At 53.1% G+C, this 21403-nt stretch carries 17 protein-coding genes; 12 read left to right on the forward strand and 5 right to left on the reverse strand.

Going from position 1 to position 21403, the window contains the following annotated elements:
- Window positions 1-16: 16 nt before the first annotated feature.
- Entirely contained in the window at window positions 17-1552 is a 1536-nt protein-coding gene (locus GE278_00945) for a YifB family Mg chelatase-like AAA ATPase (GenBank protein ID QLK59428.1), read from the reverse strand.
- Between the two features lie 364 nt (window positions 1553-1916).
- Between GE278_00945 and GE278_00950 the strand changes: the two genes are divergently transcribed.
- From GE278_00950 to ilvA, 7 genes are all read left to right on the forward strand, one after another.
- Window positions 1917-3155 (forward strand): MFS transporter, encoded by a 1239-nt coding sequence (locus tag GE278_00950; GenBank protein QLK59429.1) that lies wholly within the window; start codon window positions 1917-1919, stop codon window positions 3153-3155.
- Between the two features lie 132 nt (window positions 3156-3287).
- Window positions 3288-3389: an ilv operon leader peptide gene (gene ilvL / locus GE278_00955; GenBank protein ID QLK59430.1), complete on the forward strand. Its 102-nt coding sequence runs from the start codon at window positions 3288-3290 to the stop codon at window positions 3387-3389.
- A 147-nt stretch (window positions 3390-3536) separates the two neighbouring features.
- Window positions 3537-5183, forward strand: a complete 1647-nt coding sequence (locus tag GE278_00960; GenBank protein ID QLK59431.1) for an acetolactate synthase 2 catalytic subunit — start codon at window positions 3537-3539, stop codon at window positions 5181-5183.
- The gene (gene ilvM, locus GE278_00965; GenBank protein QLK59432.1) at window positions 5180-5443 is read left to right on the forward strand and encodes an acetolactate synthase 2 small subunit; all 264 of its coding nucleotides are present in this window, start codon (window positions 5180-5182) and stop codon (window positions 5441-5443) included. The genes GE278_00960 and ilvM overlap by 4 nt, the downstream gene beginning before the upstream one ends.
- Window positions 5444-5461: 18 nt before the next feature.
- Complete coding sequence (locus GE278_00970; GenBank protein ID QLK59433.1) at window positions 5462-6391, forward strand: branched-chain amino acid transaminase; 930 nt, start codon at window positions 5462-5464, stop codon at window positions 6389-6391.
- A gap of 73 nt (window positions 6392-6464) precedes the next feature.
- Window positions 6465-8315, forward strand: coding sequence for a dihydroxy-acid dehydratase (gene ilvD / locus GE278_00975; GenBank protein QLK59434.1), 1851 nt, complete (start codon window positions 6465-6467; stop codon window positions 8313-8315).
- A 5-nt stretch (window positions 8316-8320) separates the two neighbouring features.
- Window positions 8321-9865 carry a threonine ammonia-lyase, biosynthetic gene (ilvA, locus tag GE278_00980; GenBank protein ID QLK59435.1) on the forward strand — a complete coding sequence of 515 codons (1545 nt, stop codon included), beginning with the start codon at window positions 8321-8323 and terminating at the stop codon, window positions 9863-9865.
- A 51-nt stretch (window positions 9866-9916) separates the two neighbouring features.
- On the opposite strand, the gene ilvY is transcribed toward ilvA, so the two are convergent.
- Window positions 9917-10798 (reverse strand): HTH-type transcriptional activator IlvY, encoded by an 882-nt coding sequence (gene ilvY / locus GE278_00985; protein QLK59436.1) that lies wholly within the window; start codon window positions 10796-10798, stop codon window positions 9917-9919.
- A gap of 186 nt (window positions 10799-10984) precedes the next feature.
- On the opposite strand from ilvY, the gene ilvC reads away from it, so the two are divergent.
- The gene (ilvC, locus tag GE278_00990; protein QLK59437.1) at window positions 10985-12460 is read left to right on the forward strand and encodes a ketol-acid reductoisomerase; all 1476 of its coding nucleotides are present in this window, start codon (window positions 10985-10987) and stop codon (window positions 12458-12460) included.
- 90 nt (window positions 12461-12550) lie between these two features.
- Here ilvC and GE278_00995 read toward each other — a convergent pair whose 3' ends face one another.
- Complete coding sequence (locus GE278_00995) at window positions 12551-12832, reverse strand: peptidylprolyl isomerase C (GenBank protein ID QLK59438.1); 282 nt, start codon at window positions 12830-12832, stop codon at window positions 12551-12553.
- Between the two features lie 175 nt (window positions 12833-13007).
- On the opposite strand from GE278_00995, the gene rep reads away from it, so the two are divergent.
- Complete coding sequence (gene rep / locus GE278_01000; protein QLK59439.1) at window positions 13008-15032, forward strand: DNA helicase Rep; 2025 nt, start codon at window positions 13008-13010, stop codon at window positions 15030-15032.
- Between the two features lie 67 nt (window positions 15033-15099).
- Here the strand turns inward: rep and gppA are convergent, their stop codons facing one another.
- Both gppA and rhlB read right to left on the reverse strand, forming a co-directional pair.
- Window positions 15100-16593 (reverse strand): guanosine-5'-triphosphate,3'-diphosphate diphosphatase, encoded by a 1494-nt coding sequence (gene gppA, locus GE278_01005; protein ID QLK59440.1) that lies wholly within the window; start codon window positions 16591-16593, stop codon window positions 15100-15102.
- Window positions 16594-16599: 6 nt separating this feature from the next.
- Window positions 16600-17892: an ATP-dependent RNA helicase RhlB gene (rhlB, locus tag GE278_01010; GenBank protein ID QLK59441.1), complete on the reverse strand. Its 1293-nt coding sequence runs from the start codon at window positions 17890-17892 to the stop codon at window positions 16600-16602.
- Window positions 17893-18010: 118 nt separating this feature from the next.
- Between rhlB and trxA the strand changes: the two genes are divergently transcribed.
- From trxA to wecA, 3 genes are all read left to right on the forward strand, one after another.
- Window positions 18011-18337: a thioredoxin TrxA gene (gene trxA / locus GE278_01015; GenBank protein ID QLK59442.1), complete on the forward strand. Its 327-nt coding sequence runs from the start codon at window positions 18011-18013 to the stop codon at window positions 18335-18337.
- A gap of 414 nt (window positions 18338-18751) precedes the next feature.
- Window positions 18752-20011 carry a transcription termination factor Rho gene (rho, locus tag GE278_01020; GenBank protein QLK59443.1) on the forward strand — a complete coding sequence of 420 codons (1260 nt, stop codon included), beginning with the start codon at window positions 18752-18754 and terminating at the stop codon, window positions 20009-20011.
- Window positions 20012-20310: 299 nt separating this feature from the next.
- Window positions 20311-21396: a UDP-N-acetylglucosamine--undecaprenyl-phosphate N-acetylglucosaminephosphotransferase gene (gene wecA / locus GE278_01025; protein ID QLK59444.1), complete on the forward strand. Its 1086-nt coding sequence runs from the start codon at window positions 20311-20313 to the stop codon at window positions 21394-21396.
- Window positions 21397-21403 lie beyond the last annotated feature (7 nt).

The following is a 21403-nucleotide window of genomic DNA, read 5'->3' on the forward strand; positions in this document are numbered from 1 at the left end:
GGCGATGCCCCGTTTTTTATGCCAGACTCTTATGCAGAGTTAACAATAGCCTATCCATGCTGCGATAGCTCAGCGCCTCCGCAATATGTTTGCGTTCAATGGCTTCACTGCCCCCCAGATCGGCCAGCGTTCTCGCGACTTTCAGAATGCGGTGCCAGGCTCTCACCGATAATCCCAGTTTATGCAGTACCTCTTCGAGAAATTCCGCATCTGCTTTTGATAAGACACAGTACGTTTCCACCTCACTGCTGTTCATATGCGCATTGATTTTTCCTGCGCGTTTTAACTGAACGTCTCTGGCAATCAGCACCCGTTCCCGCACGGTTGCACTGCTCTCCCTGATGGCAGGCGTATGGTTTTGCTGGCTGAGGATCCCCGGAGGCAAAAGTGGCACTTCAATCGATAAATCGAATCTGTCCAGAAAAGGGCCTGATAGTCTGCCCAGATAACGCAGAACCTGCTGAGGCGGAGTGCGGTTATGGATGCCCTGATAATGCCCGGTCGGGCTTGGATTCATGGCGGCGATCAGCTGTGCTCTTGCCGGGTAGCGCACTTTCGCTCTGGCGCGGGAAATGGTGATTTCGCCGGACTCCATCGGCTGGCGCAGCGCATCTAACACCTGCCGCTGAAACTCCGGCAGTTCATCAAGAAAAAGCACGCCGTTGTGTGCCAGCGAAATCTCCCCCGGTCTGGGCAACGAGCCGCCGCCAACCAGCGCGCTCATCGACGTACTGTGATGTGGTGCGCGAAAGGGCCGCACGCGAGAAAATTCACCGTCTTCCTCCGGGTTATAAACCAGACTGGCGATGGCAGCCGTTTCCAGCTTTTCCTCATTGCTTAGGGGAGGTAGCAATCCAGGCAACCGGCTGGCGAGCATGGTTTTCCCCGTTCCCGGCGGACCGATCAGCAGCAGGTTATGTCCGCCCGCTGCAGCGACCTCCAGCGCACGCTTGGACTGCTCCTGACCAATGATCTCCGCGATGTCGGGCTGATGCACAGGTGCGGGCGGCTCTGCGGGATAGCCGATGAGCGGCAGGCTGTCCTCGCCTTGCAGGAAAGCGCAAACCTGTAGCAGGTGCCCGGCGATCTGCGCAACCCCCGGATCGAGCAGTGTCATTTCCATCTGATTGTTTTGCGGCAGAATCAGTATCCGTCCCTCTTTCTGCGCCTCAAGTGCTGCCGGGATCGCGCCATTAACGCTGCGTAACGCACCAGAAAGCCCGAGCTCACCCAAAAACTCATAAGCCTCCAGCTTATCGCCCTGCAACTGCTCAGAAGCCACCAGAATCGCCAGCGCGATCGACAAATCATATCTCCCGCCTTCTTTGGGTAAATCTGCCGGGGCGAGATTGACGGTGATCCGCTTTGCAGGAAAGGCGAATCCGCAATTGATGATAGCGCTGCGCACGCGATCTCTGGCCTCTTTGACGGTCGTTTCTGGCAATCCGACCAGCGTCAGTGCTGGTAAACCGTTGCTGATATGCACTTCGACAGAAACCTCGGGTGCCTGAACACCGAGCGATGCGCGCGTATACACCACGGCTAATGACATGCTTTTTCCTTTGCTATGAAAATTCCTGCCACCAGCATGCCGGAATGCACAATCGCAGCGGAAAAAAGATCATAAGCTTGCGCAGCATCGCGTAAAAAATTTTTAAAATTTACGCCGTGAAATCAAAAACCTGTGCGATGACTCGCAAAGTCAGCAACATTCTTTAACAGCCTGAGGTGTCTGGAAACAAATTAGCTGGCTAATTAAGTTGCCGGTTTGCGAGGCAGGGGTGTTTAATTTGGCTGTATTTAACAATAAATAAACAAACACCCATTATTAATTAACATCTCTCTGCCTCACCGAGGATTTTCCGGATCGGCTCGTGAGCGCATTGCCTACATGTTTCCGGAATAGGGATACACCCATGTTTGGATGGACTTCTCGGCAGCGAAACGTTGCTATTGCCAGTTTCTTGAGCTGGACCCTCGACGCCTTCGATTTTTTCATTTTAGTTTTTTTGCTCAGTGATATAGCAACGGCGTTTCAGGTCGATATCAAAGAGGTGACGCTGGCGATTTTGCTGACACTGGCGGTACGGCCAATAGGGGCATTGTTATTCGGGCGGGCAGCGGAAAAATATGGACGTAAGCCGGTGCTGATGGTGAACATTGCCTGCTTTTCCATTTTCGAATTATGTACGGCGGCTGCGCCTTCACTGACTGTTTTCCTGATCCTGCGTGTGATATACGGCGTGGCGATGGGAGGTGTCTGGGGCGTGGCGTCATCACTGGCGATGGAAACCATTCCAGACCGTTCCCGCGGGATGATGTCCGGGATTTTCCAGGCCGGTTATCCGTTTGGTTACCTGCTGGCAGCAGTAGTTTACGGCCTGTTCTCTGAACTGGTCGGCTGGCGCGGAATGTTTGTGATCGGCGCGGTTCCCGTTTTCCTGTTGCCATTCATCTGGTTCAAAGTGCAGGAATCGCCAGTCTGGCTCGCCGCCCGCGAACGCAAGGAAAGCACTGCGTTGCTGCCGGTGCTGAAATCGCACTGGAAGCTCTGTGTCTATCTGGTGGTGCTGATGGCAGCATTCAATTTCTTCAGCCACGGAACGCAAGATCTTTACCCTTCATTCCTGAAAGTTCAGCACGGTTTTGATGCCCATACGGTCAGCCTGATTGCGATCGGTTACACCATCGCTTCAATCATTGGCGGCATCTTCTTTGGTACGCTGTCTGAGAAAATCGGGCGCAAAAAAGCCATTATTATCGCAGCGTTGCTTTCTTTGCCGGTGATCCCGTTGTGGGCCTTCTCCAGCGGAACCTGGACTATCGGTCTGGGCGCATTCCTGATGCAGTTTATGGTGCAGGGCGCGTGGGGCGTGGTGCCGTCGTACTTAACCGAACTGGTGCCTGCGAATACTCGTGCCGTGCTGCCCGGATTCGTTTATCAGCTTGGGAACCTGCTGGCGTCGGTCAACGCGACTTTACAGGCGAGCATCGCCGAAAGTCACGGACATAACTACGGTCTGGCGATGGCGATTGTTGCCGGGACGGTGGCGATCGTGATTTCTATACTGGTTGCGTTTGGGCGGGATACACGCGGAAAAGCCATAACAGGCGCAATAAATAATCAGGCGACGGATCAACCTGCTAAGGTTTGATTTTCCAGATTTTTTTTGGCGGATTGTGCAACAGTGCGCAAATAATAACGCAAGAAAAATGTTGTCATTAAATGCATTACTGTGATAACTCTGTAGGCAATCGTTCGCAATATGAATTATAGAAACCGAAAAATGAAAGCCCTTCTCCTCGTTGTTAGCCTAGTCGTGATTCGCGTGGTGGTGATTATTATCCCACCGTGCGGGGCTGCACTTGGACGAAGAAAGGCTTATTAAACAAGCCTGAACCTGAAAAGAAACCCCGCACCGAAAGGTCCGGGGTTTTTTTTTGGTTCGGTGATTTCAGTGAACAATGAAGCGAGGTCGGAAAATGAGCAACAGCATAATGTTCTGCACTTGTCGCAAAAAGGCAGGAGAATAAGGATGAACGGAGCACAGTGGGTAGTACAAGCGTTGCGTGCGCAGGGGGTAGATATGGTGTTTGGTTATCCCGGCGGGGCAATCATGCCGGTATACGATGCACTGTATGACGGCGGCGTGGAACACCTGTTGTGCCGGCACGAGCAAGGTGCCGCAATGGCCGCCATCGGCTATGCCCGTTCAACTGGAAAAGTCGGCGTGTGTATCGCCACTTCCGGTCCCGGCGCTACCAACCTGATTACCGGTCTGGCTGACGCGCTGCTGGATTCCGTGCCGCTGGTGGCAATCACCGGTCAGGTCGGTTCCGCGTTTATCGGCACTGACGCCTTTCAGGAAATCGACGTTTTAGGTTTATCTCTGGCCTGTACCAAGCATAGCTTCCTGGTTGAATCACTGGATGCGCTGCCGGAAATCATGGCTGAGGCCTTCGCCATTGCCAGCTCTGGCCGTCCGGGCCCGGTACTGATCGACATTCCGAAAGACATCCAGCTGGCGACCGGCGAATTGCCGCCACACCTGCTGGCCGTCGAAGAATCCTTTCCACATCCTGTGGCTGAACTGGAACAAGCCCGCGCAATGATTGCCGCTGCGCAAAAACCGATGCTCTACATCGGCGGCGGCGTTGGCATGGCCCAGGCGGTTCCGGCATTACGCGAATTCATCTCGACCACCGGTATTCCAGCGGTGGCTACGCTGAAAGGTCTGGGTGCACCAGATGCCACCGACCCCTGTTATCTGGGTATGCTGGGCATGCACGGCACCAAAGCGGCTAATCTGGCTGTGCAGTCTTCCGACTTGCTGATCGCCGTCGGTGCGCGTTTCGATGACCGCGTGACCGGCAAGCTGAATACCTTCGCACCGCACGCCGCCGTTATCCATATGGATATCGACCCGGCTGAGCTGAACAAACTGCGTCAGGCACACGTTGCGTTGCAGGGAGATTTGAATGCGTTGTTACTTGCGCTGCAACAGCCGCTGAGTATCAACGCATGGCGTGACGAAGTCATGACGCTGAAAGCACAGGGTGAATGGCGCTACGATCATCCGGGCGAAGCCATCTACGCGCCGCTGCTGCTGAAACAAATCTCCGATCGCAAAGATGCCAATACCGTGGTGACCACCGATGTCGGCCAGCACCAGATGTGGACTGCGCAGCACATGCAGTTCACGCGTCCTGAAAACTTCATCACCTCCAGCGGTCTGGGCACGATGGGCTTCGGCGTACCTGCTGCCGTAGGTGCGCAGGTTGCACGTCCTGATGACATGGTGATCTGCGTTTCGGGCGATGGCTCGTTCATGATGAACGTGCAGGAGCTGGGCACCATTAAGCGAAAACAGTTGCCCGTAAAAATCCTGCTGCTGGATAACCAGCGGTTAGGGATGGTTCGACAGTGGCAGGAATTGTTCTTCGATGGACGCTTTAGTGAAACCAACCTCTCTGATAACCCCGATTTTGTGACGCTGGCCAGCGCATTCAATATTCCCGGCCAACGTATCAGCCGTAAAGACCAAGTCGATGCCGCACTGGATGCCTTTTTCAATAGCAAAGGCCCCTATTTGCTTCATGTCTCCATCGACGAAAATGAAAATGTCTGGCCTCTGGTGCCACCAGGCGCAGGCAACGAAACCATGTTGGAGAAAATGTCATGATGCAGCATAACGTCTCAATCCAGGCCCGCTTCCGCCCCGAAATGTTGGAGCGTGTATTACGCGTTGTTCGTCACCGTGGTTTTCAGGTCTGTGCGATGAACATGACTCCGATGGTCAATGCGGAAAATATAAATATCGAATTGACCGTTGCCAGCCAGCGGCCGGTAGATTTACTGTCTTCACAGTTACGCAAACTTATGGATGTCGCCTGTGTCGAGATCCAGCAACACACATCACAACAAATACGCGCGAATGCGTGAGTAATAGGGACGAATAGAATGACGAAGAAAGCTGATTACATTTGGTTCAATGGCGAGATGGTTCCGTGGGCTGAAGCCAAGGTTCACGTGATGTCACATGCGTTGCATTATGGCACCTCTGTTTTCGAAGGTGTGCGTTGCTACGACTCCCATAAAGGCCCGGTCGTATTCCGCCACCGTGAACACATGCAGCGTCTGCGTGATTCCGCAAAAATCTACCGTATGCCGGTTTCTCAGAGCGTTGATGAGCTGATGGAAGCCTGCCGCGAAACGCTGCGCAAAAATAATCTGGTTAGCGCGTATATCCGCCCGCTGGTCTTCGTGGGTGATGTCGGTATGGGCGTGAACCCGCCGGATGGCTACAAAACTGACGTCATCATCGCCGCCTTCCCGTGGGGCGCATATCTGGGCGAAGAAGCGCTGGAGCAGGGGATCGACGCAATGGTCTCCTCATGGAACCGTGTTGCAGCCAATACCATTCCTACCGCCGCAAAAGCGGGTGGTAACTACCTGTCCTCATTACTGGTCGGCAGCGAAGCGCGCCGCCACGGTTATCAGGAAGGGATCGCGCTGGACATTCACGGCTATGTCTCTGAAGGCGCGGGCGAGAACCTGTTCGAAGTGAAAGAAGGTATCTTGTTCACTCCGCCGTTTACCTCTTCCGCACTGCCGGGCATTACCCGCGATGCAATCATTAAACTGGCGAAAGACATGGGTCTGGAAGTTCGCGAGCAGGTTCTGTCCCGTGAATCTCTGTATCTGGCTGATGAAGTCTTCATGTCCGGGACTGCGGCTGAAATCACTCCGGTGCGCAGCGTTGACGGCATTCAGGTCGGTATCGGCAAACGCGGTCCGGTCACGAAACAAATTCAGGATGCGTTCTTCGGCCTGTTCACTGGCAAAACCGAAGACAAGTGGGGATGGTTAGATCCTATTAACCCACAGTAATCTAAAGAACAAGAATTATGCAGGTGGCGATGTTGCTGCCTGCTAAACAGAAATGATTTGGAGTGAACTGAGCATGCCTAAGTACCGTTCCCATACCACCACTCATGGCCGTAACATGGCTGGCGCCCGCGCATTATGGCGGGCCACCGGCATGACCGATGACGATTTCGGTAAGCCCATTATTGCCGTCGTTAACTCCTTTACCCAGTTCGTACCAGGCCACGTGCACTTGCGCGATCTGGGTAAACTGGTTGCTGAGCAAATCGAAGCGTCAGGCGGCGTGGCAAAAGAATTCAACACCATCGCCGTGGATGATGGTATCGCGATGGGTCACGGCGGCATGCTGTATTCATTGCCTTCACGCGAACTGATCGCCGATTCTGTGGAATATATGGTGAACGCGCACTGCGCCGATGCCATGGTCTGTATTTCCAACTGCGATAAAATCACCCCGGGAATGCTGATGGCCTCATTGCGCCTGAATATCCCGGTGATCTTCGTTTCCGGCGGCCCGATGGAAGCTGGTAAAACCAAGCTTTCTGACAAAATCATCAAGCTCGACCTGGTCGATGCCATGATCCAGGGCGCAAACCCGAATGTCAGCGACGCCGACAGCGAGCAGATCGAACGTTCTGCCTGTCCGACTTGCGGCTCTTGTTCCGGTATGTTTACTGCTAACTCCATGAACTGTCTGACCGAAGCGCTGGGTCTTTCGCAGCCGGGTAACGGTTCATTGCTGGCAACGCACGCCGACCGCCGCGAGCTGTTCCTGAACGCCGGTCGCCGCATTGTTGAGCTGACTAAGCGTTATTACGAAAAAGATGACGAAACCGCATTGCCACGTAACATCGCCAGCAAAGCAGCTTTCGAAAATGCCATGACGCTCGATATTGCGATGGGCGGTTCGACTAACACCGTTCTGCATCTGCTTGCTGCCGCGCAGGAAGGCGGAATCGAATTCGATATGATCGATATCGATCGCCTGTCACGCCTTGTACCCCATCTGTGTAAAGTGGCACCGAGCACGCCGAAATATCATATGGAAGACGTTCACCGCGCCGGTGGCGTACTGGCGATTCTGGGCGAACTGGATCGTGCGAACCTGCTTAATCGCGACGTTAAAAACATCCTTGGCCTGACCCTGACGGAAACGCTGAATCAGTACGACATCATGCTGACCAAAGATGAAGCAGTGAAGAAAATGTTCCGCGCCGGTCCGGCCGGTATCCGCACCACGCAGGCATTCTCACAGGATTGCCGCTGGGACACGCTGGATGATGACCGCGCCGAAGGCTGTATCCGTTCGCTGGAAAATGCTTTTAGTCTGGAAGGCGGTCTGGCTGTGCTGTATGGCAATATCGCCGAGGCTGGCAGTATCGTGAAAACCGCAGGCGTGGATAAATCCAACCTGACCTTCCGCGGTCCAGCCAAAGTGTACGAAAGTCAGGACGACGCCGTGAGCGCGATCCTCGGTGGCAAAGTCGTTTCGGGCGACGTCGTGGTTATCCGCTACGAAGGGCCAAAAGGCGGGCCGGGGATGCAGGAAATGCTGTATCCGACTACCTATCTGAAATCCATGGGGCTTGGCAAAGAGTGCGCGCTGATAACCGACGGTCGTTTCTCTGGCGGCACGTCCGGTCTGTCAATCGGCCACGTTTCTCCTGAAGCAGGCAGCGGCGGTATGATTGCGCTGGTTGAGGATGGCGACTTCATCGACATCGACATTCCAAATCGCAGCATGGTGCTGGACGTTCCGGCAGCTGAACTGGCAGCACGTCATGCCGCAGAAGAGGCTCGTGGCGATCAGGCGTGGACGCCGAAGAACCGTGTGCGTGAAGTCTCCTATGCGCTGCGTGCTTACGCCATGCTGGCGACAAGTGCCGATAAAGGCGCCGTTCGCGACAAGTCTAAGCTGGGAGGCTAAAGGCCATGGCGGTATCTCAACCTTTGCCCGACCAGCCGTGCGGCGCTGAATATCTGCGCGCCGTGCTGCGTGCGCCGGTATATGAAGTCGCACAGGTGACCCCTTTACAGGTCATGGAAAAGATCTCTTCCCGGCTGGGTAATACCATTTTGGTAAAGAGGGAGGACCGCCAGGCTGTTCACAGTTTTAAACTGCGCGGCGCGTATTCCATGATAGCCAGTCTGACCGAAGAGCAGGCTGCCCGCGGTGTGATTACGGCCTCGGCCGGTAACCACGCCCAGGGTGTTGCCCTGTCGGCCACAAAAAAAGGCATTAAATCTCTTATTGTGATGCCGGTGGCGACCGCGGATATCAAAGTCGATGCGGTGCGCAATTTCGGTGGTGAAGTGTTGCTGTTTGGTGCGAATTTCGACGAGGCCAAAGGCAAAGCCATCGAGCTTTCGCAGCAGCAGGGAATGACGTTTGTGCCGCCGTTTGACCATCCGGCGGTGATCGCCGGGCAGGGCACGCTGGCGATGGAGCTGCTGCAACAGGATGCGCATCTCGACCGTGTATTCGTGCCGGTAGGCGGCGGCGGTCTGGCGGCGGGCGTCGCGGTATTGATTAAGCAGCTCATGCCGCAGATCAAAGTGATTGGCGTCGAAGCCGAAGATTCTGCCTGCCTGCGTGCAGCGCTGGACGCCGGTGAACCTGTCGATCTGGCGCGCGTAGGGCTGTTCGCTGAAGGTGTGGCGGTAAAGCGTATCGGTAACGAAACCTTCCGCCTGTGCCGTGAATATCTTGATGACGTGATCACCGTCGACAGCGATGCCATTTGCGCTGCGGTTAAAGATTTGTTCGAAGACGTGCGTGCTATTGCCGAGCCTTCCGGGGCGCTGGCGCTGGCCGGACTGAAGAAGTATGTGCAGCAGCACAACATTCAGGGCGAACGTCTGGCGCACGTGCTTTCGGGCGCTAACGTCAACTTCCACGGTTTACGTTACGTGTCTGAACGTTGCGAGCTGGGCGAACAGCGTGAAGCACTGCTGGCAGTCACCATTCCTGAACGCAAAGGCAGCTTCCTGAAATTCTGTCAGCTGCTGGGTGGGCGTTCGGTGACCGAGTTCAACTACCGCTATGCTGATGCGGATAACGCCTGCATCTTCGTGGGCGTACGTCTGACGCGCGGTCACGCGGAGCGGCTGGAAATCATCGATGAGCTAAACCGCGATGGTTATCAGGTAGTGGATCTCTCTGATGATGAAATGGCGAAACTTCATGTGCGGTATATGGTGGGCGGGCGTCCAACCAAACCTCTGCGCGAGCGGCTTTACAGCTTTGAGTTCCCCGAATCACCGGGCGCTTTGCTGAAATTCCTGCACACGCTGGGCACGCACTGGAATATTTCGTTGTTCCATTACCGCAGCCACGGCACCGATTTCGGTCGGGTGCTGGCCGCGTTTGAGCTGAATGAACAGGAGCCAGAGTTCGAACAGAACCTGAAGGCGTTGGGCTATGACTGCCATAACGAAAGTGATAATCCGGCGTTCCGCTTCTTCTTAGCGGGTTAATAAATATAACGGGACCCTGAAAAGCGTCCCGTTTTTTATTACCTGAAATATTCAGAGCAGCTGCCAGAAAGCATCGATCAGCGGTTCGTTCAGGCGTTTTTTCTGCACGCAGACCCCCAGCTCCAGCGGTGCGCCGACCGTGACGTTATCCAGAATCGTAATGCGGTTGCGAATGGATTCCGGACTGTTATCGACGACGACCGACGGGATAAGCGCGATGCCGCAGCCGAGCGCCACCATCGAGACAATCGCCTCATGCCCGGAAACGGTGGCGTAAATCAGCGGGTTGCTCAGGCGGTTGCGTTTGAACCAAATGTCGATGCGTTTTCGCGCCGGACCGTGTTCCGGAAGAATGAACGGAATTTGCGACCAGTCGGGATGCGGTTCGCTGGCCTGGGTGCGTACCGCACAGGGTAGGGAAGGCGAAATCAGGATCATCGGGATTTCACCGATTTTTGTGAAATCGACGCTGCCCGGCAATGTTTCCGGATGACCGGCGATGCCTAAATCCGCTTCGGTGGATTGTACTTTTTCGACCGCATCAGCGGCATCACCGGTGGTCAGTTTGATCTCGACCAGCGGATGCTGCGCCCGAAAACGGTCAAGAATTGGCGGCAGATGGCTGTACGCCGCGGTTACCGAGCAGAACAAACGCAGTTCGCCGCTCAGCGTCGGACCATGCTGATCCAGCCCGTTGCGCAGTTGTTGGTAGTGCAGCAGCGTCTGCTGGGCGAAGTTTTTGAGTTGTTCGCCCGCGCTGGTCAGTTGCACGGTGCGGTTGTCACGCTGAAATAGCGGCTGGCCAAGTTCTTCCTCCAGCCGTTGGATCTGGCGCGACAGCGTTGACGGGCTGACATGCATCGCCTTCGACGAACGGCCAAAATGGCGGCTTTCCGCCAGATGCAAAAACAGTTTCAGATCACGTAAGTCCATAAAGATTACCCGGCTCTTTGGTTTCACAGATGACAAAACAAGAGTATTGCAGATTCTGCAATGTCATCTTCGTAATATATCAATTTAAGCAATGTGTCGCATGACATATAGTGAATTCACGGCGTTCACCGGTTTAACGGTGAAACAAAAAATAACAGCACTTACCTCGAAAGAACGGAGCAAGACATGGCTAACTATTTCAACACACTGAACCTGCGTCAGCAGCTGGCACAACTGGGCAAATGCCGCTTCATGGGTCGCGACGAATTCGCTGACGAAGCCAGCTACCTCAAAGGTAAAAAAGTGGTGATTGTGGGCTGTGGCGCACAAGGTTTGAACCAGGGTCTGAATATGCGTGATTCTGGTCTGGATGTGTCATACACCCTGCGTGCAGAAGCGATTGCTGAGAAGCGTGCTTCTTGGCGTAAAGCGACAGAAAACGGCTTTAAAGTCGGCACTTACGAAGAACTGATCCCGCAGGCGGATCTGGTTGTTAACCTGACCCCAGACAAACAACACAGCGCGGTGGTTAAAGCAGTTCAACCTCTGATGAAAGACGGCGCGACGCTGGGTTACTCTCATGGCTTCAACATCGTTGAAGTAGGCGAGCAAATTCGTAAAGACATCACCGTTGTGATGGTTGCTCCGAAATGTCCGGGTACTGAAGTACGCGAAGAATACAAACGTGGTTTCGGTGTTCCAACGCTTATCGCCGTTCACCCGGAAAACGATCCAAAAGGCGAAGGCATGGCGATTGCTAAAGCCTGGGCTGCGGCTACCGGCGGCCATCGTGCCGGCGTTCTGCAATCTTCCTTCGTTGCTGAAGTAAAATCTGACCTGATGGGCGAGCAGACGATCCTGTGCGGTATGTTGCAGGCCGGTTCTCTGCTGTGCTTCGACAAACTGGTCGCTGACGGCGTTGATGAAGCTTACGCAGAAAAACTGCTGCAGTTCGGCTGGGAAACCATCACCGAAGCACTGAAACAAGGCGGCATCACGCTGATGATGGACAGACTGTCTAACCCGGCGAAACTGCGTGCTTATGCATTGTCCGAACAATTGAAAGAGATCATGGCGCCGCTGTTCCAGAAACACATGGACGACATCATCTCTGGTGAATTCTCCAGCGGCATGATGGCTGACTGGGCGAATGATGACAAAAACCTGCTGACCTGGCGTGAAGAAACGGGCGCAACCGCGTTCGAAAACGCACCACAGTTCGACGGTAAAATTTCCGAGCAGGAGTACTTCGACCACGGTGTTGTGATGATTGCGATGGTGAAAGCGGGCGTTGAGCTGGCCTTCGAAACTATGGTGGCGTCCGGCATCATTGAAGAATCTGCTTACTATGAATCACTGCACGAACTGCCGTTGATCGCCAACACCGTTGCGCGTAAGCGTCTGTACGAAATGAACGTGGTTATCTCTGATACCGCAGAATACGGTAACTACCTGTTTGCTAACGCCGCAGTACCGTTGCTGAAAGAATTCATGACCACCCTGCAGGCGGGTGATTTGGGTAAATCTGTTGCCGAAACGCAGGTTGATAATGCGCAGTTGCGTGACGTTAACGAAGCTATCCGCAACCACCCAATCGAGTCAATCGGTCGCACCCTGCGTGGCTACATGACTGATATGAAACGTATCGCGGTTGCCAGCTAATTAGCTAAACCCGCTGGGCTTGAAATAGAATCAAAAAGGGCACTGCATGAAAATGCGGTGCCCTTTCTTTTGTTCTGGCAGAGGCAGAACTTAGTTGCGGTACAAAATCTTAATGATGTGATAACCGAACTGAGTGTGCAGCGGGCCTTGTGGCTCGATCAGCGGCGCAGAGAAAACCACTTTATCGAAAGCCGGCACCATTGCGCCTTGCTTGAATTCACCTAAATGGCCGCCTTTCTTACCTGACGGGCAGGTAGAGTGCTTCTTAGCCAGTTTCTCAAAATCGCCACCGTTCTTCAGTTGTTCCAGAAGATCAAGTGCCTGTGCTTCTTCCTTTACCAGGATATGCATTGCTGCGGCAGTTTTTGCCATGATAAGACCTTTTTTGCGAGAGTGTTTCCAGACGGGTAATGTAACATCTGCAACCACCTGAGTGGAATCCGGCCTGCGTTCCGGGATGAGAAATTGCGCTGTAAAGCCAGTCAATCTCAGGCGACCTTTCTGCTACAATCGCCGTCCTTGTCTACCAGGTGAGCAAAAATACGCCATGCGATTAAACCCCAGCCAACAACACGCCGTCGAATTCGTCACCGGACCCTGCCTGGTTCTGGCGGGTGCTGGCTCCGGTAAAACCAGGGTAATTACCAATAAAATCGCGCACCTGATCCGCGAATGTGGCTATCAGGCCCGCCATATTGCGGCAGTCACTTTCACCAATAAAGCCGCGCGCGAAATGAAAGAGCGTATTGGGCAAACCCTGGGGCGCAAAGAAGCGCGCGGCTTATTGATTGCCACGTTCCATACGCTAGGGCTTGAAATCATCAAGCGCGAATTCGCCGCGTTGGGCATGAAGTCTAATTTCTCCCTGTTCGACGATCAGGATCAGCTTGCGCTGCTCAAAGAGCTGAGCGAAAAGTGGCTGGAAAACGACAAAACCTTGCTACAACAGCTGGTTTCGACGATCTCAAACTGGAAAAACGATCTGGTGGATCCGTCTCATGCCGCCGGTCTTGCGCGATCTGAACGCGATCAGATCTTCGCACACTGTTATAGCCTTTATCATGACCACATGCGCGCCTGTAACATCCTCGATTTCGATGACCTCATCCTGCTGCCGACGCTGCTGTTGCAGAAAAATGAAGAAGTGCGCGAACGCTGGCAGAACAAACTGCGCTATCTGCTGGTGGATGAATATCAGGACACCAATACCAGTCAGTACATGATGGTGAAACTGCTGGTCGGTAACCGTGCGCGGTTTACTGTCGTGGGCGATGACGATCAGTCAATCTACTCCTGGCGCGGTGCACGCCCCCAAAATCTGGTGCTGCTGAAAGAAGATTTCCCGCAATTACAGGTCGTTAAACTCGAGCAAAACTACCGCTCGACGCAGCGCATTCTGAAAGCCGCCAATATCCTCATCGCCAATAACCCGCACGTTTTCGAGAAGCGTCTGTTCTCTGAACTGGCCTACGGGGAATCGCTGAAAGTGGTAACGGCCAATAATGAAGATCATGAAGCCGAGCGCGTGGTCGGCGAGCTGATTGCCCATCACTTCATCAACAAAACGCAGTATGGCGATTACGCTATCTTGTACCGGGGTAACCATCAGTCGCGCCTGTTTGAAAAAATGCTAATGCAGAACCGTATCCCGTACCGGATTTCCGGCGGCACATCGTTCTTCTCTCGCCCAGAGATTAAAGATCTGCTCGCCTATCTGCGCGTTTTAACCAACCCTGACGACGACAGCGCGTTCCTGCGCATCGTCAACACGCCACGTCGCGAAATCGGTGCAGCGACCTTGCAGAAGCTCGGCGAGTGGGCGAATCAACGCAACAAAGGACTGTTTAAAGCCAGTTTCGATATGGGGCTGAGCCAGTCGCTGACTGGGCGTGGGCTTGAATCCTTACAACGCTTCACGCACTGGATGGGCACGATTTCCGATCTGGCCGAACGCGAGCCGGTAGCCGCCGTGCGGGATTTGATTCACGGCGTCGATTATGAAAGCTGGTTGTTCGAAACCTCCCCCAGCCCGAAAGCGGCGGAAATGCGCATGAAAAACGTCAATCAGTTGTTCAGCTGGATGACCGAAATGCTTGAAGGCACCGATCTGGATGAGCCGATGACGCTCACACAAGTGGTCACGCGCTTTACCCTGCGCGACATGATGGAGCGCGGGGAAAATGATGAAGAGCTGGATCAGGTTCAGCTGATGACGCTGCATGCCTCGAAGGGGCTGGAATTCCCGTATGTCTATCTGGTTGGCATGGAAGAAGGTTTATTGCCGCACCAGAGCAGCATTGATGAAGATAATGTGGATGAAGAGCGGCGTCTTGCGTACGTGGGCATTACCCGTGCGCAGAAAGAGCTGACTTTCACGCTGTGCCGCGAACGTCGCCAGTACGGAGAGTTAATTCGCCCCGAGCCGAGTCGTTTTCTGATGGAGTTACCGCAGGACGATCTGGCATGGGAAAGCGAGCGTAAGGTAGTGAGTGCGCAGGAGAGGATGGTGAAAGGGCAGAGCCATCTGGAGAAAATCCGCGAACAGCTTGCGAAAGCCAAAGGCGGAAACTGAAAGATTACGATGTAAAAAAGGCAGGGGATCAACCCTGCCTTAATAACTGACTGATTCCTTAGGGAAATCAGACCTGTTCTTCCACAAACAGTGGCCAGTGCACATAACTTTGCCAGTGGCTTTCCTGCTCTAACTCTTCGGCGCGCAGCGGATGCTGTTCCAGCCAGCCCTGTGGCACAATCACACTCAGTTCATCATCATTCGCACGTAAACGCACGGCGGGCAATGTGTCGTCACGGCGACGGCTGGCGAAAATAATCGCCAGTCGCAGAATACGGCAAAGGCGCTGCGCCAGACGCGGCGGCAGGGCGTTTTGCTCATTGAGCAGAGGTAAATCAAGCGTGCCATTTTGATTCTGCAACAGCGTCGCCAGCAGTTTTTTCTGTGCCGGCGTGAAACCTGGTAAATCCAGATGACGGATCAGATAGGCTGCGTGTTGCGGGGCTTTTTTGAAATCGACACTCAAACCAATTTCGTGAATCAAACAGGCGCTGTTAAGCAACTCACGGGCACGTGCATCCAGCTTCCATTCCTGTGACACCTGTATCGAGAAGTTCTCGGCCAGCTGTGCCACCCGTTGCGCCTGTTCGTTATCCAGCAAATAGCGGCGTTGCAGATTACGCAATGTGCGCTGACGGATATCCTGTTCGATCGGCAGATGCAGCATCCCGTACACCAGACCTTCGCGCAGTGCGCCACCGGCCAGTGTCATGGTTTCAATATTCAGGGTTTTGAAGATGGCGATGAGAATCGACAGTCCGCTTGGAAAAACCAGCGCACGTTCAAGCGTCAGACCTTCAATTTCCAGCTCTTCCAGTTTGCCGCACTGAATCGCGCGCTGTTTCAGCTGCTGAAGTTTCGGCAACGTGATGCGCTCGTCCATACCCTGCGCCACCATGATTTCCTGCAATGCCTGTACCGTACCGGATGCGCCGACACAAATCTGCCAGCCTTTAGCGATAAGATCCGGCGCCACGGGCAGAATCATGTCGATCGCGGCCTGTTCGGCCTGATCGAAGTTTTCCTTCGCCAGATTACGATCGCTAAAATATCGCTCAAGCCACGTGACGCAGCCCATCGGCAAACTGAACAGCGTGGTCGCCTGTGCGCCAACGCCAGTCACTAACTCGGTACTGCCGCCGCCAATATCGACCACCAGACGCTTATCCGGGCCACCCGTGGTATGGGCGACACCGTGATAAATCAGACGGGCTTCTTCTTCACCGGCGATGACCTGAATCGGGCAGCCAAGAATGTCCTGCGCTTTACCGAGAAACTCCTCGGCGTTGCTGGCAAGCCGTAGGGTGGCTGTCGCTACCACACGGATTTGTTCCCGCGGGATATCCTGCAATCGTTCAGAGAACAATTTCAGACATTGCCAGCCGCGTTGCATCGCTTCCTGAGAAAGCAGGTTTTGCTTATCCAAACCTGCTGCCAGCCGCACTTTGCGCTTTATTCTGGCGAGGGTCTGGATACTGCCTGCCACCTCACGAACAACCAGCATATGAAAGCTGTTAGAGCCCAGATCGATTGCTGCGTAGAGTGAGGTGGAGCTTAGCATAAGGTATCAGCCCGGACGTTTACGGTTGCTACGCGGTGCGCTGCTGCGACGCGAAGACGAATTGCTGTTACGGCGCGGACCGTTGCCGGTACGTGCACGTGCCAGACGTTTCGGAGCAGGCAAATCGGTTAACAGTGCTTCGCTGCTGTATTTGCTGACCGGAATACTGTGGCCGGTATAGGTCTCGATTGCCGTCAGGTTCAGCGCATATTCTTCACACGCCAGACTGATGGAGTGACCGCTCAGGCCAGCACGGCCAGTACGGCCAATACGGTGAACGTAGTCTTCACAATCGTCAGGTAAGTCATAGTTGAAAACGTGTGTCACGGCAGGAATGTGCAAGCCGCGTGCCGCTACGTCAGTCGCTACCAGAATATCCAACGTGCCTTTTGTGAAGTCTTCCAGAACGCGCAGGCGTTTTTTCTGAGGAACGTCTCCGGTCAGCAGACCTACGCGATGTCCGTCGGCAGCCAGGTGGCCCCAGACGTCTTCACAGCGGTGCTTGGTGTTAGCGAAAATGATGCAGCGGTCTGGCCATTCTTCTTCAATCAGCGTCTGTAACAGGCGCATCTTTTCTTCATTGGAAGGGTAAAACAGCTCTTCCTGAATACGGTGACCGGTTTTTTGTTCCGGTTCGATCTCAATCGACTCGGCATTATTCATGTTTTCGAACGCCAGCTCTTTGACACGCCAGGAAAGTGTTGCCGAGAACAGCATGTTCAGGCGTTGAGTTGCAGGCGGCATCCGGCGGAAAATCCAACGGATATCTTTTATGAAGCCCAGATCGAACATGCGGTCTGCTTCATCCAGTACCACCACCTGAATCGCGCCCAGGTCGATGTGGTTCTGTTTTGCATAATCGATTAAACGGCCAGTGGTTCCAATGAGGATATCCACGCCGCTTTCCAGCACTTTAAGCTGTTTGTCGTAACCATCGCCGCCGTATGCCAGACCTAATTTCAGGCCGGTAGACTCGGACAATGCTTCGGCATCAGAGTGGATCTGCACAGCCAGTTCACGCGTCGGTGCCATGATCAAGGCACGCGGTTGGTTGGTCTTACGACCTTCCGCAGCGGGGTGAGAAAGCAGATAATGGAAAGTAGACGCTAGAAAAGCCAGCGTCTTGCCGGTACCGGTTTGCGCCTGACCTGCAACATCACGCCCAGCGAGCGTGATTGGCAAAGCTAATGCCTGGATAGGTGTGCAGTAATGGAACCCTTTCTTTTCAAGGGCTTCTACTGCAAGCGGGTGCAGGGCGAAGTCGGAAAACTTCTTTTCGGTCAAGTGTGTTTTGCTCATAGTGTGGTAGAATATCAGCTAACTATTGCTTTACGAAAGCGTATCCGGTGAAATAAAGTCAACCTAATGTTGGTTAATGCTACATCAACAAGGTAAAGATAATCCTTTGGAGTAGAACATGAGCGATAAAATTATTCACCTGACCGATGACAGTTTCGACAACGACGTATTGAAAGCCGAAGGGCTGGTGCTGGTCGATTTCTGGGCAGAGTGGTGTGGTCCTTGCAAGATGATCGCTCCGATTCTCGATGAAATTGCCACAGAGTTCGAAGGCAAGCTGACCATCGCGAAGTTGAACATTGATGAAAACCCAGGTACTGCACCTAAATACGGCATCCGTGGTATTCCTACCCTGCTGTTATTTAAAGGCGGCGAAGTCGCAGCAACTAAAGTTGGCGCACTCTCGAAAGGTCAGCTGAAAGAGTTCTTAACAGCTAATCTGTAAGCGGTCGGGATGACCCAGACCAGGTGTTTAGCGGGCTGCCGTGTTTTTCACAATGTCCGCTAGACGCCTGTCACGAAGCGTGCTAAGTTTACGCTTACTGCAAATAGAGCTTACCTGTAGTTTGATTCTTACGTTTTACTCTGTTGTGTCAAAAACATCTGCCTGATAGTTTCTTTGAATAAAAATTATATTGAACTGGCACTGTACTTGACCATCTAACGGTTTTGAAAAAATCGGCTTTAAGACACCTCAATATCAGTTTGCCCCTCTAGAATCGCCCGCTGGCGACTGCCATCGGCTGGATTTTTAAGCTGTTATTTGAGTGTTGTTCTACACAAACAGGCACGGATGACCCTGCCATACCCATTCACGACAGATGTTCGAGACATACCCCGAGTTTAAGAACCCACCATTATGAATCTTACCGAATTAAAGAATACGCCGGTCTCTGACCTGATTGCACTCGGCGAAAATATGGGACTGGAAAACCAGGCCCGCATGCGCAAGCAAGACATTATCTTTTCAATATTGAAGCAGCATGCTAAAAGCGGAGAAGACATCTTCGGTGATGGCGTACTGGAGATATTGCAGGATGGATTTGGTTTCCTCCGCTCCGGAGACAGTTCCTACCTCGCAGGCCCCGACGACATCTACGTATCTCCCAGCCAAATCCGCCGCTTCAACCTTCGCACTGGCGACACTATCTCCGGTAAAATCCGCCCACCTAAAGAAGGTGAACGTTATTTTGCCCTGTTGAAAGTTAATGAAGTTAACTTCGACAAACCTGAAAACGCCCGCAACAAAATCCTGTTTGAAAACTTAACCCCTCTGCACGCAAACTCTCGTCTGCGCATGGAACGTGGTAATGGTTCAACCGAAGATTTGACCGCTCGCGTACTGGATCTGGCTTCCCCAATTGGCCGTGGTCAACGTGGTCTGATTGTGGCACCGCCGAAAGCCGGTAAAACCATGCTGCTGCAAAATATTGCAACCAGCATTGCGTACAACCATCCTGACTGCGTGTTGATGGTTCTGCTGATTGATGAACGTCCGGAAGAAGTGACTGAGATGCAACGTCTGGTGAAAGGCGAAGTGATCGCGTCCACCTTTGACGAACCGGCTTCCCGCCACGTTCAGGTAGCCGAAATGGTTATCGAAAAAGCGAAACGCCTGGTTGAGCATAAGAAAGACGTCATCATCCTGCTCGACTCCATCACCCGTCTGGCACGTGCCTATAACACCGTGGTTCCGGCATCAGGTAAAGTCCTGACCGGTGGTGTGGATGCGAACGCCTTACACCGTCCAAAACGTTTCTTCGGTGCAGCACGTAACGTCGAAGAGGGCGGAAGCCTGACCATTATCGCGACCGCGCTGGTCGATACCGGTTCTAAAATGGATGAAGTTATCTATGAAGAATTTAAAGGTACCGGCAACATGGAACTGCATCTGGCGCGTAAAATCGCTGAGAAGCGCGTATTCCCTGCTATCGACTACAACCGTTCTGGTACGCGTAAAGAAGAGCTGTTGACCACGTCTGAAGAGCTGCAAAAAATGTGGATCCTGCGCAAAATCATCCATCCAATGGGTGAGATTGATGCAATGGAATTCCTCATCAACAAGCTTGCCATGACCAAAACCAATGACGACTTCTTCGATATGATGAAACGTTCGTAATTTGGTGTAAAAGTCAGCTAACGCCACGCTAAGCCGTGGCGTTTTTTGCTTTTGGTCGCTACCATTATGCGACTTAGGAGAAACAGTCAGTTTATTCGGATAATAGCTGATGGCTTTTCCATTGCCCTTTCTTTATTTTGTCGACGGACTCCCTGATAACATAAAGAAAGGGCAACAGATAAGGTATTGCCTGAGACAAAACCATAACTGTCACCCTGGGATTAGATGTAAGGCTGTGAGGTTTATGATGTTCTTGTGCTCAATTCCACGCACCTTATTTTTGCAGAGATCTCTTAACTGTGAACCTACTCACTATGAGTACTGAACTCGTCATTGTTTTCTTATTTTCATTCCTGTTTTTACTTGTTGCAAGAAAGGTAGCGACCAAAATTGGTCTGGTCGATAAACCTAATTTCCGCAAGCGCCATCAGGGTCTGGTACCGCTGGTCGGCGGCATCTCCGTTTACGCCGGAATGTGCTATGCCTTTCTCATCACCGACTACCGCATTCCCCACGGTCAACTTTATCTCATCTGCGCAGGATTACTGGTGCTGGTTGGGGCGCTCGATGATCGCTATGACATCAGTGTAAAAATTCGCGCACTGGTACAAGCCGGTGTTGCCGTCGCCATGATGAGTTTCGCTAATCTGACATTGCGTAATCTTGGTCACCTGATTGGTCCCTGGGAAATGGTGCTCGGGCCGTTTGGCTATCTCTTCACGCTTTTCGCCGTCTGGGCTGCAATTAATGCTTTCAATATGGTTGATGGTATTGACGGCCTGTTAGGCGGGCTTTCCTGTGTGAGCTTCGGTGCGATGGGCATCATCATGTACGACAGTGGTCACATGGATCTGGCACTGTGGTGCTTCGCAATGATTGCGGCCACGCTGCCTTATATTCTTCTCAATCTGGGCATTCTTGGTCGCCGCTACAAAGTCTTCATGGGCGATGCTGGCAGTACGCTGATTGGCTTCACGGTGATTTGGATCCTGTTGCAAAGTACACAGGGTGAGTCGCATCCGATGAATCCGGTTACCGCCCTTTGGCTTATCGCCATCCCTCTGATGGATATGATTGCTATTATGTACCGTCGTCTGCGCAAAGGGCTGAGTCCGTTCTCGGCTGACCGACAGCATATTCATCATTTGATCATGCGTGCCGGTTTTACTTCCCGCCAGGCATTTGTTTTGATCACCGTCGCCGCGGCGTTGCTGGCGGCAATTGGCGTCATTGGGGAGCATCTGCCGCTGGTGCCTGAATGGCTGATGTTAGTATTATTTTTCTTCGCGTTCCTGCTTTATGGCGTGTGTATTAAACGCGCCTGGCGGGTTGCACGGTTTATTAAACGGGTAAAAAGGCGTTTGCGCCGCTCCACCGTTCACTAATATTTAT

The organism is Enterobacteriaceae bacterium Kacie_13 (assembly GCA_013457415.1).
Classification (GTDB): domain Bacteria; phylum Pseudomonadota; class Gammaproteobacteria; order Enterobacterales; family Enterobacteriaceae; genus Rahnella.

Excerpts from the sequence above, each read along its gene's own strand:
- rho (QLK59443.1), top strand. The coding sequence starts at position 18,752 with ATGAATCTTACCGAATTAAAGAATACGCCGGTCTCTGACCTGATTGCA.
- GE278_00950 (QLK59429.1), top strand. The coding sequence starts at position 1,917 with ATGTTTGGATGGACTTCTCGGCAGCGAAACGTTGCTATTGCCAGTTTC.
- GE278_00995 (QLK59438.1), bottom strand. The coding sequence starts at position 12,832 with ATGGCAAAAACTGCCGCAGCAATGCATATCCTGGTAAAGGAAGAAGCA.
- ilvL (QLK59430.1), top strand. The coding sequence starts at position 3,288 with ATGAAAGCCCTTCTCCTCGTTGTTAGCCTAGTCGTGATTCGCGTGGTG.
- ilvM (QLK59432.1), top strand. The coding sequence starts at position 5,180 with ATGATGCAGCATAACGTCTCAATCCAGGCCCGCTTCCGCCCCGAAATG.
- GE278_00960 (QLK59431.1), top strand. The coding sequence starts at position 3,537 with ATGAACGGAGCACAGTGGGTAGTACAAGCGTTGCGTGCGCAGGGGGTA.
- GE278_00945 (QLK59428.1), bottom strand. The coding sequence starts at position 1,552 with ATGTCATTAGCCGTGGTGTATACGCGCGCATCGCTCGGTGTTCAGGCA.
- ilvY (QLK59436.1), bottom strand. The coding sequence starts at position 10,798 with ATGGACTTACGTGATCTGAAACTGTTTTTGCATCTGGCGGAAAGCCGC.
- GE278_00970 (QLK59433.1), top strand. The coding sequence starts at position 5,462 with ATGACGAAGAAAGCTGATTACATTTGGTTCAATGGCGAGATGGTTCCG.
- ilvD (QLK59434.1), top strand. The coding sequence starts at position 6,465 with ATGCCTAAGTACCGTTCCCATACCACCACTCATGGCCGTAACATGGCT.
- rep (QLK59439.1), top strand. The coding sequence starts at position 13,008 with ATGCGATTAAACCCCAGCCAACAACACGCCGTCGAATTCGTCACCGGA.
- ilvC (QLK59437.1), top strand. The coding sequence starts at position 10,985 with ATGGCTAACTATTTCAACACACTGAACCTGCGTCAGCAGCTGGCACAA.
- rhlB (QLK59441.1), bottom strand. The coding sequence starts at position 17,892 with ATGAGCAAAACACACTTGACCGAAAAGAAGTTTTCCGACTTCGCCCTG.
- trxA (QLK59442.1), top strand. The coding sequence starts at position 18,011 with ATGAGCGATAAAATTATTCACCTGACCGATGACAGTTTCGACAACGAC.
- gppA (QLK59440.1), bottom strand. The coding sequence starts at position 16,593 with ATGCTAAGCTCCACCTCACTCTACGCAGCAATCGATCTGGGCTCTAAC.
- ilvA (QLK59435.1), top strand. The coding sequence starts at position 8,321 with ATGGCGGTATCTCAACCTTTGCCCGACCAGCCGTGCGGCGCTGAATAT.